The sequence below is a fragment of the Desulfofundulus sp. TPOSR genome, from assembly GCF_011393055.1.
GTDB classification, from domain to species: domain Bacteria; phylum Bacillota; class Desulfotomaculia; order Desulfotomaculales; family Desulfovirgulaceae; genus Desulfofundulus; species Desulfofundulus kuznetsovii.
The window spans coordinates 1,041,807-1,055,879 of sequence record NZ_JAAOEF010000001.1 but is presented as its reverse complement, the minus strand read 5'-3'; the positions used below and the strand labels follow the sequence as shown (position 1 = coordinate 1,055,879).

Here is a 14,073-nt window from a genome sequence, read left to right as displayed (position 1 = left end):
TGAAACAGGTTTACAGTGATATTCCCTCCGGTAGCGCAAATATTTCCTTTAAGTTTATTTTTAAGCCCGGCAAAAGGGGCGAAGTCAGTATGTCTTCTTCGTCGCAGGCAGCAGCCTGATACCAGCCATTTTCCCCGGTGGTCAGAACCTCCGCCGTTCGGGCTTCAGGGTCCACGAGCCACAATTCCCGCACGCCGTAACGGCGGTAGAGCCGGCTTTTTTTGATCCGGTCCCGTCCGGCAGATGAAGGAGAGATTACTTCCACTACCAGGTCAGGAGCACCTTTCAGGCATGCTTCGGTAAGCAGGTGAAACTTTTCCCGGGTGACAAAAAGGATGTCGGGTTGCAGGACCACGCCTTCGTCGAGAACTACGTCATAGGGCGCTACGATTACCATCCCCAGGTCATGCTCCTCCACAAAGGTCGTTAGAGCCCTTTCTATTGCGGCAACTGTTCTCTGGTGCTTAAAGCCCGGCGAAGGTGTCAATACCAGTTCCCCCTCGATCAGCTCGTAACGGTTGCCGTCATCAAGCTTGAGGTATTCCTCGTACGTGTATCTTTTCACCGCAGGAGGTTCTTCCGGGGTTTTTCCCGTTATGATGATTTCCCTCATCCTGAAAATCACCGTCGCTTTTCATCCGGGTTTCTTGAACTGATCTTAACACAAAAAGTATCCCGGAACAATTTTTAACGGGACAACGCCTGGTGGGTGGCTTTCGGTCAGTCCTCTAAGGTGGCGAGCAGTTCGGCCACCCGTTTTTTTATTTCATCCCGCACGGCCCGGAATCTGGCCATGATTTCCTCTTCCGTACCCGTGGCCCGGGCCGGGTCTTCCAGGGGCCAGTGGATGCGCCTCACCGCAAGCGGTGTGAGGGGGCAGTTGTCGCGGGCGTCCCCGCACAGGGTAACCACTATATCGGCGGAGTTGAGAATTTCCGGGTCTATGGCTTTGGATTTCTGGCCGGAGATATCGATGCCTGCTTCCGCCATTACCTGAACGGCCCGGGGATTAACCCCGGCAGGAGCCGTTCCGGCGCTGTAAACATCCCATTTGTCCCCGGCCATGGTTCGGGCAAACCCTTCGGCCATCTGGCTGCGGCAGGAGTTGCCGGTGCACAAAAAAAGTACTCTCTTCTTCCTGGACAAAAGTTTTTCCCCCTACTTTGCAACATTTTGTTTATATTATAACTTACTCATATACCCGCTACAAATTAACTTTTCGTTAAACGTCACTGAAGCATTGCCGTTTTGTTAAAGCAACTGCGCAACTAACGCCGTAATTCAGTAAACCCGGTTGGATGCGGCCCAGCACTCACCCAAATATGACTCTCCTCCCGGTGTTCTACGTTTATTGACACATCAGGTTTGGGGAAAAGCTGCTATCCCAGTGAGTGCTGGGTCCTTGCTCACTCCAATGCTTCGCGTAAGATGCGTACCGCAGCTCGCTTGCTGAACATTCACCTGGCGCCATAACGTACCACCAGAAACTATCCGAATCTGAAACAATTCCGGTTCATGCCCTCTTTTGCAGGAAAACGCCCGCCAGGACGGCCGCCCCTCCCACCATTTGCCAGGAGGTCAGGCTTTCGCCCAGCACCAGAAAACCTAGCACGGCCGTAGCCACCGGTTCAAAGGTACTGATGATGGCTGCCCGGGAGGCGCCGATTTCCTTTACCCCCCGCATCAGGGCGGCCATGGCCAGGACGGTGGAAACGAAACCCAGCACCCCGATGGCCATCATGGCTTCCGTATTGAAGGACAGGTCCAGCTGCCCCCGCAGGAGGGCAAGCCCGCCCAGGGTCACGGCCAGAAGGGTGGTAACCCAGGTGTTGTACACCAGTGTCTGGATGCTGGCCAGCAGGCGGGTGGAACCCACCAGGAATATGGCATAGGTGAAGGCGGCGGTCAGGGACAGGACCACCCCCCTTGGGTCCAGTGTATTTACCGGTTGCCCCAGGATCACCGCACAGCCTCCCAGGGTTAAAAAAAGGGCCAGCACTTTCTGCCGGGTAAAAGGTTCTTTTAAAAAGAAGAAGGCCAGGATGGTGACCACCGTGGGGTAAAAGTAGAGAAACAGGATGGCCATTCCGGCCGTTATGTAACGGAAAGCTTCAAAAAGGGCCAGTACGGCGAGCGCCTGGGTTCCCGCAGATAAAGCCGTTATTGCCAGCAACTGCCGGAGAGTAAGCCTGAAAGCATAACCTCCCGCCAGGATGAACAGCCAGAAAAGCACTGCGGCCAGAACGTACCGCAGGGTGAGGGTGGTCATGACGGTGGCGCCACCCTGATAGGCAATTTTGGCCGCTACGGGCTCCACGCTCAGGCAAATAGTGGAAAATAGAACCAGTGCCACGCCCAGGCCCTGCCGCCCGGGCGTTTGTTTCTGCTTATGCATTTTTTGTTTTATCCTCCATGGCCACTATTCTACTCTACCGTGAAGAAACCGCTAATCGGTCCGGTGGCCGCCCGGTTAAAAATAACCTTCCGGCTCACCATTATATCATAGCATGACAAGATCCCTTTCCATTTACAACAAAACGGGAATCTCCTTTTCCAGGGTAACCGCTTCCCGGCTTACCCGGCAGCGGTAGGCCAGCACCCGCACCCCGCTGGCCGCGGCCCGCTGCAGTGCCCTGGCAAAAGCCGGGTCCTGCCGGTGGTGGGGGGAAAAGCAACGGGCGTCTTCCCGCTGGGCCACAAAGAGAACCGCTCCCTGCAGTCCCTCCCTGCGGGCCGCTACCAGCTCCTCCAGGTGCTTTGTTCCTCTTGTTGATGGGGCATCGGGGAAAAGGGCCACTCCCTTTTCCACCAGGGTCACGGATTTTACTTCCAGCAGGCACCCGCCCGGCGGGCCGCTCAGATAAAAATCGAAACGGCTCTGGCTGCGGGTGTACTCTGCTCGGATGGTGTCGTAGGCCATAAATTCTTTCAGTGCCCCCGCCTGCAGTGTCCGGCCCACCAGCCGGTTAGGCAGGGTGGCGTCCACCGATACCAGTATGCCCTCGTACTCCACCAGCAGCAGGCGGCAGGTGGTTTTATGGCCGTTTTTGGCGTGGCGCTTAACCCAAACCCTGCGCCCGGCCACCAGCAATTCCGCCATGCGCCCGGAACTGGGCACGTGGGCCAGTTCCCGGTTTCCCTTCACCAGCACCTCGGCGACAAAGCGGTTCAAGCGGCGGATGAAGGTGGCTTCTTCCAGTTGTGGAGGTAAATGCAGACTGCAAAGCATTGAAACTATGTTCCCCGATTTCTTGTATACATTATGTAAAATTGTTCAGTAAAACCGCTACCATCGGCACGGTGCCGCGTTGTCCAAAGCGAACGACTTGCGGAGCGCTGGTAACAGCACCCGCCCAGCACTCACTGAGAATTTATAACCTTAAAAGTTCCAAACAAATCATCTTGTCGCAACAGGCTTGGTGAGGGCATCATTGCCGTGAGTGCTGGGGAGGGTAACCGGACTGCGGCGCGAAACCAGCGGCACCGAAATGTTGCTTTAGAATAAGGTAACTTACTGAAACGCCAAAAAGATGACAGTAAGGTGCAACTGCCATGCCGCATTTGCAGCGCCACTAGTCCGGTCCGAAGCGAGCCGCGGTGCTGTCAGCGCGGAGCACTGGAGTGAGCGTGGACAACGCGGCACCATAACGGGTCACTGAACATTTTATTTCTGCGGATAAACCCGGTTCCCTTCATTCCAATGTCCGGAAAGGTCGTCCACCGCTGAGGGCCGCAACGGTTTATGGGGAAAATTGATGGATATGGTTGTATTTCCCCCTGAAAAATTAGTACAATTAAGAGGAAATCTGCTGGCGATGCCGAACCACATCCAGTTAAAAAATTTCCCCGGGAGGGGTGTAGAAGTGAACCTTTTTGCCGTCATCCCGGAGCGGTTTTTTTCGGTCCTGGCCAGCCCCTTGAAGCAGGACTACGCGGCAATCCTGTTCCGCATTTACGACCAGTACCAGCTGACCACCTTCGGGATGGAACGGGATGTGGTCATCGACCTGATTGTTGACTATATAGAGCAGAAGGACGGCTTTTTTGAACAGGCTCTGGCCGACGAGATCTGGGAGGAATCCCTGGATACGCCGGCCGGGCCCCGGGAAAGGGCCGCCTTTATCCTGCGCAAGCTGGAGGCCACAGGCTGGGTGGTCAGCGAGGTGTACAGCAATTACGTGCAGTACATCAGCCTGCCCGATTATGCCATAAAAATTCTGGATGTACTGGACAAGATCCGCCGCCACCGGCAGGTGGAATACCAGGGATATGTTTATGCCACCTACACCTTGCTCCATTCCGAGGAGGCCGACCGCCAGGGCAACCTGGCCCTGGAAAAGGCCTATGAGCAGACCGAGCAGCTGATCAACGGTTTGAAGTCCCTAAATCACAACATTAAGCGTTACATTGAGCGGGTCCTGGCGGAAAAGGAGCCCCGGGAGATTTTAAAGATTCATTTTCAAGACTACATGGAGGAAATTATCGACCGCAGCTACCACCGCCTGAAAACTTCGGACAACGTTTCCCGCTACCGTCCGAAGATTATTGCCCGTTTGAACCAGTGGTACAACGATGCGGCCTGGGTGGACCGGACGGCCGGTCTGGAAGTGCAGCGGGAGCGTTTTCCGGATCTGCCCACGGCGCGGCAGGAGATTTACCGCCGTATTGACTACATCCGCCAGGCCTACATCGGCCTGGACGACCTGCTGGATGAAATTGACCGGCGCAATGCCCGCTATGCCAACGCTTCCTTCCAGCAGTTGAAGTACATCCTCAACAGCAGTAAGGACGTGGAAGGCCAGCTGATGGAAATTTTAAAGTTCCTGGCCGGGCTGCGCGCGCAGGAGGGCATGCGCCCGGACGACCTCCTTCCGGAAGAGCTGGGTCGCTTGTTCAGCCTCTTCACCCAGGGATTTCTGGACCGGGAATCCCTTTATACCGGTAGGGAGGCGGCCAGGCAGCACCAGCCCCGGGAAGTGCAGGAGCTGGAGGAAATTGACCCGGAGCGCCGCAGGGAGCGGCTGCGCTCCTTCCGGCAGCAGCTGGAAAGGCGCATGACCCGGGAGAAGATCAACGCCTGGGTGATGGAAAAACTGGCCGGGCGGAAGGAGATCTGCGCCCGGGAGCTGGGCATCGAGGATGTGGAGGAATTTATCAAACTGATCTATGCTACGGCTTACGGGCGTTCGCGCCAGGTAGGTTACCGGGTGCACCGGGATGGGAGGCCCCGGGTATCTGCGGCCGGCGGCCGCTTTGAATTTAGAGATTTGCGTTTTGAAAGAAAATAAGGAAGGGCGAGCCGGATGGAACTGCTGGAACAGTGGAACCGCCTGCTTCCGGCGGAGCGGGAAGAGTTTACCCGGGTGGTGAACAGGCTTCTCTCCTGTACATTCATCACCCGCAAGAACGAAGAAAACCGCCGGGACTACTACTTTATTGAACGGCACGAAGACCTCCTGCGGGCCTATTTGAAGCTGGGAGGCTGGAGCCTGGAAGGAGACCGGGCCTATGGGGTCTACCGTGTTTTCAGCGATTTCGCCTATAACCGGCTGCGCCTGAAACTGGAAGAAAGCATAATCATCCTCATCCTGCGCCTCTGCTACGAAGAAAAACGCCGCCAAATCAACGTGACGGAGAACATAATGATTACCGTGCGGGAGATCCAGGACAAGTATGCGGCCCTGAAAATACGCAACCGGCCCATTGACAAAAAAACCCTGCGGGAAACCATGGGCCTGCTCAAGCGTTTCAACATCCTGCGGGTGCTGGACGGGGAGGTTACCGATCCCGACTGCCGCCTGGAGGTGTTTCCCACCATTCTCTTCGCCCTGCGGGTGGAGGACATCCGGCAGGTGTACGAAAAGCTGGATACCTACCGCCGGGCCGGGGCGGAAGAAGGGCTGGAAGAGGAAAACGGAAATATACAGTAGAACCGTTGCAGCAAGGATGCGGTGCTGTCGGCGCGAAGCACTGGAGTGAGCGGGGACAGCGCCGCATCCAGCCAGGTTCACTGAGTGCTGAGGAGCTGGTGTAATTGAAAGAATTAACCGGCATCAGGTTAATCAACTGGCACTATTTTACCAACGAAACCATACGCATCCGGGGCAGCACCCTGATCACCGGGGACAACGGCAGCGGCAAATCCACCATTCTGGACGCCATCCAGTACGTGCTGGTGGCCGACCTGCGGCGGGTTAAATTTAACATTTCCGCCTTTGACGAGACCAGGCGGGATCTGCTGGGTTACGTGCGCTGCAAGACCGGGCGGGACAGCGAGAGCGGCCGCAAGTACGAGCGCCAGGGCGACATTACTTCCTATGTGGTCCTGGAATTCTATGATACCTCCAGAAAGAACTACTTCCTTTTGGGGGCGGTCATTGATTCCTACGCCGATGACGTGACCTATGAAAGCCGTTTTTTCAAGATCGAGGACTGCCGCCTGGACGACAGCCTTTTTTTAGCGGGCAAGCACCCCCGCAATATCCGGGAGTTCCGGGCCGCGGTGAGGGACCGCAAGGCCACCATTTATCCCACGGTGGAAAAATACCAGGCCGATTTGCTCCACAAGCTGGGTTCCCTGGGGGACCGGTTCTTTACCCTTTTCGTAAAGGCCATCTCCTTCAAGCCGATAACGGACATCCGCCAGTTTGTTTACTCCTACGTGCTGGAAGAGAAGCAAATAAATATCGACATCATGCGGGAGAACCTCCAGCGCTACAAGGAGTACAGCGACCTGGCGGCCCAGACCAGGGAGAAAATAGCCGCTCTGGAAGGCATCTTAGAAAAATACCGGGAGATCCAGCGGGACCGGGAAAGAGCCCTGATCCAGGATTACGTGATCCTGCGGGCCAACCGGGACGGGGTGGCGGCCAGTTTGCAGGCCAATCTGGAACAGGCCCGGGCCCTGGAAGAGGAGCTGGCCCGGTTGAGCCAGGCTCTGGACGGGGCCAGGGAACGGTTGAAACGCTGCCGGGAGGAGGAGCGGTCCTACCGGGACGCCCTGGCGGCCAATACCACCTGGCAGCTGGTGGAGCGTTTGAAAGGTGAGATCCGCACCCTCAAGGAACGGGTGAAGGAACTGTCCCGCGCTTGCAGCCAGGTAGCTGAAACCGCCCGGGAAGAATGCCGGGTGCTGGCGCAACTCCTGGACGAGGCGGGGGAAGGTTTGCTTTTACCGGCTGAGCGCAGTATACTCGCGGAACTGGTGGACGGGCTCCAGGGGCTGGCCGCGGCCGGTGGCGGGCAGGTTGGGGAGGGGCAGCCCCTGCCGCCCGGTGACGGGGAAGCCCTCGATGCCCTGGGCCGGTTGATTGACCGGGGCCGGGAAACCCTGGGGAAGGTACGGGAAAGGGTGCAGGAACAGGCCTGGGAAATCCGGCACAAGCTGAAGGAGCTGGATCAGGAGGAGCAAACCCTGCAGCAGGAACTGGCCAGCCTGCGCAACAAGAAGCATATTTACGACCGCAAGGTGACCGACCTGCGGGATCTGATCCGGGAGAAATTCCGCGCCGTGAAAGGCATTGACGTAGAGCCCAGGGTGCTCTGCGAGCTTCTGGAAGTTCCCGACGAGAAGTGGCAGGACGCGGTGGAGGGCTGGCTCAACACCCGGCGCTTCGACCTGATTGTGGAGCCGGAACATTTTGATTATGCCCTTTCCGTATATGAAAAACACAAAAAGGAACGGCGCATCTCAGGGGTGGGCCTGGTCAATACCGGCCGGGTGTTGAAGTACTTGAACCGCATTGAACCCAACTCCCTGGCCTGCGAGGTGCGCTCCCAGAACCGCTACGCCCTGGCCTACGTCCACCAGCTTATGGGCGACCTGATCAAGTGTGAAAATGAACAGGAACTGAAAAATTACCGCCGGGCCATTACCCCGACCTGCATGACCTACAGCAATCATACCGCCCGGCAGATTAAATTTGAAGTTTACGAAACTCCCTTTATCGGTGAACGGGCCTATGCCCGCCAGATTGCCCGCAAAGAAGCCCGCCTGCAGGAGATTGCCGCGGCGCGGAAGGAATTGCTCCCCCGGTTGGAAAGGTTGGAAAGGCTGAGCCAGACGACAAGCGGCCGGGACGAACACTACATTTTCCTGAAAGAGCGCCGGGGGACGTGGCTGGAACTGGCCGCGTTACGGCAGGATCTGTCCGCCAGGGAACGGGAACTGGCCGGGGTGGATACTTCAGGCATTGACGCCCTGCAGCAAAAGCTGGATCAACTGGAACTGGAAATGGACGCCTTGAACGGCCGGATTGAGAAATATAACCAGCGGCAGGGAGAATTACTGACCACCCTGGAACAGAAGAGAACGGAACGGGTGACCCTGGAAGACGAGCATGCCCGGCTGGAAGAGGAGTTCCGGCAGTTTTGCTCCTTGAACCCCCGTGTTGTGCCCGAGGGGGAAAGGCGTTACGCCCGGGAGATCCGGCGCCATTCGCCCCAGGAGGTGGCGGCCAACTTCGCCCACAACCGCAAGAGCGTGGAAACGCTTATTCTTAACAAGGAAAAGGCCCTGGAACTCCTCAAGGCCGAATATAACAATAAGTACCAGTTCGGCGGGCGAATAGAAGCGGATGAGAATGACGAGTGGGTACAGGAGTATAAGAAACTGGTGGAAAGCGAGCTGCCCGCATATGAGGAAAAAATCAACCAGGCCAAAAGGGAAGCCGAGGAGGAGTTCAAGGAGCACTTCATCTACAAGTTGCGGGAGAACATTCAAAATGCCCGCAATGAATTTGACTTCTTGAACGAAGCTTTAAAGGATATTTCCTTTGGCGGAGATAAATACCGTTTTCTGGTATACCCTTCCGAAAGGCACCGTAAGTTCTACCAGATGCTGGAGGATACGGAAATGGTGGAGGGAGGTGTCTCCCTTTTTGACAGTGTTTTTCAGCAGCGGCACCGGGAGGCCCTGGACGAGCTGTTTGATAAAATCATCAACCTGCCGCCCAGGTACCTGCCCGAAAGCATTGCGGAATACACCGATTACCGCAGTTTTCTGGATTATGATATCAAAATTACCCATGCCAGCGGTGAAACCTCTACCTTCAGCAAGGTCTGCCGGGAAAAGTCGGGGGGCGAGACCCAGACCCCCTATTACGTGGCCATTGTGGCTTCCTTTGCCCAGCTCTACCGCGCCAAGACCAACCGGGACAGCATCCGGCTGATGCTCTTTGACGAGGCCTTCAACCGGATGGATATCGACCGTATGGAAAATTCCCTGCGCTTTATCAATGAAATGGGCATGCAGGCCATCATCGCCGCCCCTACCGACAAGTGCGAGTTTATCAGCCCCCATGTACCCACCACCCTTCTGGTGATGCGCGACGGGAAAAACAGCTGGATAGAGGATTACAAGCAGTTTAAGGAAGCGGTTGGCGAAAGCCGGATCGAGGCGGCGGAAAGGGCGGCGGGTTGATGGCCATGGACTACGAACGCTATATTCTGGAGACTCTGCTGGACAAGTATGAGCGCAGCGCCCTGGCCAGGGGCAAAGGGGGCAACCGCCGCATCTGGCTTCATTTCAACCAGCGTACCATGCCCCGTTATTTTGACGATACCACCGCCCGGTATAAGGAAGAGATCAATGGAGCCGCCCTGGCTTTGGAGCGCCGGGGGTTAATTGAGATTCGCTGGGTCAAGTTTGAGGAAAACAATCTCATCGAGAAAGTGGCCTTAAATACTGGCCGCCTGGACGAGGCCTACGCCCGGCTGAAACGGCGTCCCAGGGCGGAGCAATTCCAGGAACTGGCCCGCCTGGCCGGGCACTATGCCCGGGGGGCGGCCCCCTGGGCGCAGGAATTCTTCCATACTGTTGCCCGGCGGCTGGAAGAAGGGGAAAGCCAGCCCTACCTGAATCCCGCGGACCGGGAGCATGCGGAGCAGCTTTTCATGGTCATTCGGGAGATCAGCCTTCTGCAGGAAGAGATACCCAGGCGGGTTTTCAGCCTGCGGGTGCTGGGCAACAGCAAGGCTTTTAACAATCTGGCTCCAACTGTGGCGCGAATTGTCCGGGATTTCCACCCGGACTGGGGTAAAGACGGCGGGGGAAAAGAGACCGCCCTTACTGCCGCAGAGGTCAATCAGGTCCTGGCCGAAGTGGGGGTTGTGGACAACCCCCAGCACATTTTCATCAGCGGCGGCCTGGAATTTGCTGTCGAAGGCCGTACCCTCCGGGTGGGAGATTTTTCCCCGGACCTGGGGTTGCCGGCGGAGATGGTGGACCGGTTGACGGTCAAAAATGTTGCCGCCGATTACATTATCACCATTGAAAACCTGACCCCCTTCTACCGGTTTGTAAAGACCTGCCGCGACCAATTTCTGGCCATATACCTGGGGGGTTATCATAACGCGGTTCGCCGGCGGTTTCTGAGTAAACTGCGGGAATATCTGGCCGGTACCGGCCGGGCGGTGCCGTTTTACCACTGGGGTGACATTGACTACGGGGGTTTTTCCATCTTTGTCCACCTGCAGAAGCGCTGCCTGCCCGGGCTGAAGCCCCTGTACATGGATGTGCCCACCCTGGAACAATACCGCCGGTTTGCTTCGCCCTTTACCCCGGCATACGGCCGGCGCCTCCGTTCTCTGCTGGAAGATCCGGATTACCGCCTCTTCCACCCCGTGATTCAAAAAATGCTCCAGGAAGGCCTGCGCTTGGAACAGGAGTGTGTGGAGCCGCTGCCGTCCCTCTATGAACCGGGGGAGCGAATGTTTTAAAAGGACGGCAGTTTTTTTTTGTGCCCCAAAAAGCTCCCGAAAAACAGTAAAAAGAATTGATGATTAACATGTTAACTTTGTAATTTGCTGCCTTTTTGACATTGCCACAACAGGAGGGGGAGGAGTAAGATTAAATTTAATGATGTTGCCGTCAGATTAAAGCCCTGCGAAGGGCGGTTGTGCTAAATGGGGGTGGAAAATTTGTCCGTATCAAAAATGGAAGCAACAAGTAGCGCAATGCCGGCGGGAAAGGCGGCAAAACAGAAAAGACCGATTGCGGGTGTGCTCTTGCTCTTATCCTGGGGCCACCTGGTCACCGACATGGCCCAGGGTGCCTTACCCGCTTTGCTGCCGGTATTAAAACAGGCTTTTGCCCTTACCTATGCCCAGACCAGTCTTTTAGTGCTTGTGTCCAACGTGGCTTCATCGGTTATCCAGCCTGTTTTCGGTTATTTTGCCGACCGGCGTCCGGCCCGCTGGCTTTTACCGCTGGGTTGCCTGGTGGCCGGCATGGGCCTGGCCGCTACCGGCCGTTTACCCTGGTTTTCCCTTCTCCTGCTGGCGGTGGCCGTCTCCAGCCTGGGCGTGGCGGCCTACCACCCGGAAGGTTCCCGCGCGGCCAACCTGGCCAGCGGTGTGCGCAAGGGAAGCGGCATGGCCGTATTTTCCGTGGGCGGAAACCTGGGTTTTGGCCTGGGCTCCCTGTTCATGGCCTGGCTTTTGACCCTGGGTGGACCGAAGGCCACGGTTTATTTCATTTTGCCTGGCCTGGTTACCGCCGGGCTGCTGATGTTTTGCTGGCCGCGCCTTAATTCCCTGCGGGAAGAAGGGGTAGGGCAGGCTTTTAGAGACCTTGCAAATGGAAAAGAAAGAAGCGGGACAGCCCTTTCAGGGAAGAACCGGACTTCTACGCAAACTGCCGGTGTGAAATGGAACAAGGGAACCCTGGTTGCCTTTACCCTGCTCCTCATTTATATCATTTTCCGTTCCTGGCTGCACGCGGGGCTTTCTACCTACGTGCCCCTTTATTACACCGACTATTTGCACGGTGATGCCCACCTGGCCGGGTATTTTGTTTCCGTCTTTCTGCTAGCCGGGGCTTTCGGCACCCTTTTAGGGGGCCCTTTGACTGATGTTTTAGGAGCCCCCCGGGTGATGGCCGGTTCCATGGCCCTGCTCATCCCCCTGATCTATTTATTCCTCCATGTCGGCGGCGGTCTGGCCGCCCTGGTGCTGCTGGCCCTGATTGGGGCGGCGCTGATCAGTACCTTTTCCACCACCATCGTTCTGGGCCAGCAGCTCATGCCCGACCGTAAAGGTCTGGCCAGCGGCTTTACCATTGGCTTTGGTGTGGGTATGGGCGGCGTGGGAGTAACCCTGCTGGGGGTACTGGCCGACCACCTGGGCGTACCGGCGGTATTTCAGGCTCTCAACCTCCTGGCGGTAGCAGGACTCCTGCTGGCTTTGTTCCTCATCCGGCGCTTCCCGTGGGCCGCTGAAACCAGGGAGTAGATGAGAAGAGATGGGACAGTACGTTTTGCCGCTCGAAGCCATGATTCCGGCCCGGCCGGGCTTTTCATAAGTCTTTTCATAAGTATAGTTGAAAGGTTGTTGAGTTTCGTTTCTTTGCCCGGATACTGTTGACAGGATGGAACCAAAAACCGTATAATTTTAGGGAAATGTGGTTCCAGGTATGAAACTTTGGGAAAATTAAATTAAAAAAGACAAGGGGTTTGGAAATGCTAAACGAAAGTAAAAAGAACAGGTCAGAGGTTCCGGCCGTAGAAACGGCCATTAAAATCCTGGAATACCTGAGCCGTTACAAACACCGTTTAAGTACATTATCCGAAATTTCAAGGGATCTATCAATTAACAAGAGCACCTGCTACCGCATTTTAAAAGTGCTCAATGAGTACCGTTTTGTTTCCTATGATGAAGATTCCAAACATTATAGCCTTGGTTCGTATCTGATTGTCCTGGGAGCCAGGGCGGCGGAATTTATTGACTACCTTAAAACGGCCAGGCCACATCTGAAATGGTTGGCCGAACAAACCGGGCAAACGAGCGTTCTTGTCGAACCTATATCGGGCAACCGGTTAATGTACGTGGCTAAGGAAGAACCCAACCGGCCGGTTCGCGTTACAGTGAGTATTGGGCAGTATTTCCCCATTACCAGCGCTTCCTTTGGCAAGTGCTTTTTAGCTTTTTTAGATGAAAAAGAGGCAGAGGAAATTATTAGAAAAGTGGGGATCAAGCAGTTTACAAACAAGACCATAACAAATATAGATCAATTCATGGAACACTTAAAGCAAATCCGCGTTAAGGGTTATGCCGAGAGTTATGAGGAGCATACACCGGGGATTTGCGGTGTAAGTGCCCCGATCTTCGACCTGTATGGCAATGTTAGTATGGTCATTGCATGTATCGGACTGGCTGCGCAGATGAACCCGGAAGTAATGCCTTTTTATGCGGAAAAAGTAAAAGAGGCCGCCAGGAGAATAACTGACGCCTTTAGCGGAAAAGAACCATATGCACCGGCAGGCCAGGATGCCCTGATTAGGGAAGCCTTATCTTGAGTTCATGTTCCAGGTGCCGGTAGAAAAGCCCGGAGTTCCCAGATACGAATTCGCGCCCCCGGCAGGGGCTATAAGCCAGGTAATGATGGGGTCTAACGACCCTTTTGAGAAAAATAGTTCATTTCCCCGGGGTGGCCGCCTGAATGCTCGAGGGCAACAATTTCTGAACAGCACTGGCGTTTAACGGCGGGTTCTCACTCGAGAGTCCTCTCTTGCAGCGTTATGGTGCACCCCAAGGTAGTAAAATATAAGCCACCAATTTTTCAGTATATTCTGGAAATATATTATTTGCATAACTTTGTGAATGGACAAAAGTGCAAAAAGATTACAAAGAAACTATTGACATTCACCTTAATGGGCTGGTAAACTTATCTTAGGCACGGAACCAAGTTCCGTATCTGGAACCAAGGGGTCTATCCCCGGCAGAATCCCACTAGGCGCTCGGGTTGCCTTCCAGCAGTGCCCTATACTCCTGGCAGGTAAGAGCCTTTATTGGATAGCCAGATAGCAGGAATATATTTACACAAATGGTTTCCTTATCAGTTCTTTTACAGGTTTCCATATCAAATTAATATCCTCCATTTCTTTTTGCATATTCTTTATGGTTTCCTCAGTTACTTTTTCAATTCCACGCCCAACATTTTGCACCTTCTTCAGTAATCTCTCTATTAATTCCTGCAGCAAGTCCTTTTCATTATTCTTTTTGAAGTTTTTCCATTATTAGAATCTAGTTGAATTTGCTTAGTCTAATATTTGTTTGGAACCTGAGAGGGTGAAA

General features: G+C 55.1%; 11 protein-coding genes. 6 read left to right on the top strand and 5 right to left on the bottom strand.

Annotation, left to right across the window (positions count from 1 at the left end; translation table 11 throughout):
- Positions 1-10: 10 nt before the first annotated feature.
- The 4 genes from G7K71_RS05275 to sfsA all read right to left on the bottom strand — a co-directional run bounded on the left by G7K71_RS05275 (position 11) and on the right by sfsA (position 3,229).
- On the bottom strand, positions 11-625 hold the full coding sequence (locus G7K71_RS05275; RefSeq protein ID WP_166343999.1) for a Uma2 family endonuclease: 615 nt from the start codon (positions 623-625) through the stop codon (positions 11-13).
- Between the two features lie 95 nt (positions 626-720).
- Positions 721-1,146 (bottom strand): arsenate reductase (thioredoxin), encoded by a 426-nt coding sequence (gene arsC / locus G7K71_RS05270; protein WP_166343997.1) that lies wholly within the window; start codon positions 1,144-1,146, stop codon positions 721-723.
- A 367-nt stretch (positions 1,147-1,513) separates the two neighbouring features.
- Entirely contained in the window at positions 1,514-2,395 is an 882-nt protein-coding gene (locus G7K71_RS05265; RefSeq protein WP_166343995.1) for a DMT family transporter, read from the bottom strand.
- Between the two features lie 132 nt (positions 2,396-2,527).
- A complete protein-coding gene (gene sfsA / locus G7K71_RS05260; protein ID WP_166343993.1) occupies positions 2,528-3,229 on the bottom strand; it encodes a DNA/RNA nuclease SfsA in 702 nt (233 codons plus the stop codon).
- A gap of 634 nt (positions 3,230-3,863) precedes the next feature.
- On the opposite strand from sfsA, the gene G7K71_RS05255 reads away from it, so the two are divergent.
- The 6 genes from G7K71_RS05255 to G7K71_RS05230 all read left to right on the top strand — a co-directional run bounded on the left by G7K71_RS05255 (position 3,864) and on the right by G7K71_RS05230 (position 13,295).
- Positions 3,864-5,288 carry a Wadjet anti-phage system protein JetA family protein gene (locus G7K71_RS05255; protein ID WP_166343991.1) on the top strand — a complete coding sequence of 475 codons (1,425 nt, stop codon included), beginning with the start codon at positions 3,864-3,866 and terminating at the stop codon, positions 5,286-5,288.
- A gap of 15 nt (positions 5,289-5,303) precedes the next feature.
- Positions 5,304-5,930 (top strand): DUF4194 domain-containing protein, encoded by a 627-nt coding sequence (locus G7K71_RS05250; RefSeq protein ID WP_166343989.1) that lies wholly within the window; start codon positions 5,304-5,306, stop codon positions 5,928-5,930.
- A gap of 104 nt (positions 5,931-6,034) precedes the next feature.
- On the top strand, positions 6,035-9,421 hold the full coding sequence (locus G7K71_RS05245; RefSeq protein WP_166343987.1) for an ATP-binding protein: 3,387 nt from the start codon (positions 6,035-6,037) through the stop codon (positions 9,419-9,421).
- Positions 9,421-10,719, top strand: a complete 1,299-nt coding sequence (locus tag G7K71_RS05240) for a Wadjet anti-phage system protein JetD domain-containing protein (protein ID WP_166343985.1) — start codon at positions 9,421-9,423, stop codon at positions 10,717-10,719. The genes G7K71_RS05245 and G7K71_RS05240 overlap by 1 nt, the downstream gene beginning before the upstream one ends.
- A gap of 201 nt (positions 10,720-10,920) precedes the next feature.
- On the top strand, positions 10,921-12,231 hold the full coding sequence (locus tag G7K71_RS05235) for an MFS transporter (protein WP_166343983.1): 1,311 nt from the start codon (positions 10,921-10,923) through the stop codon (positions 12,229-12,231).
- A 227-nt stretch (positions 12,232-12,458) separates the two neighbouring features.
- Entirely contained in the window at positions 12,459-13,295 is an 837-nt protein-coding gene (locus G7K71_RS05230; RefSeq protein ID WP_051617773.1) for an IclR family transcriptional regulator, read from the top strand.
- A 519-nt stretch (positions 13,296-13,814) separates the two neighbouring features.
- On the opposite strand, the gene G7K71_RS05225 is transcribed toward G7K71_RS05230, so the two are convergent.
- Entirely contained in the window at positions 13,815-13,979 is a 165-nt protein-coding gene (locus G7K71_RS05225; protein WP_165859367.1) for a hypothetical protein, read from the bottom strand.
- Positions 13,980-14,073 lie beyond the last annotated feature (94 nt).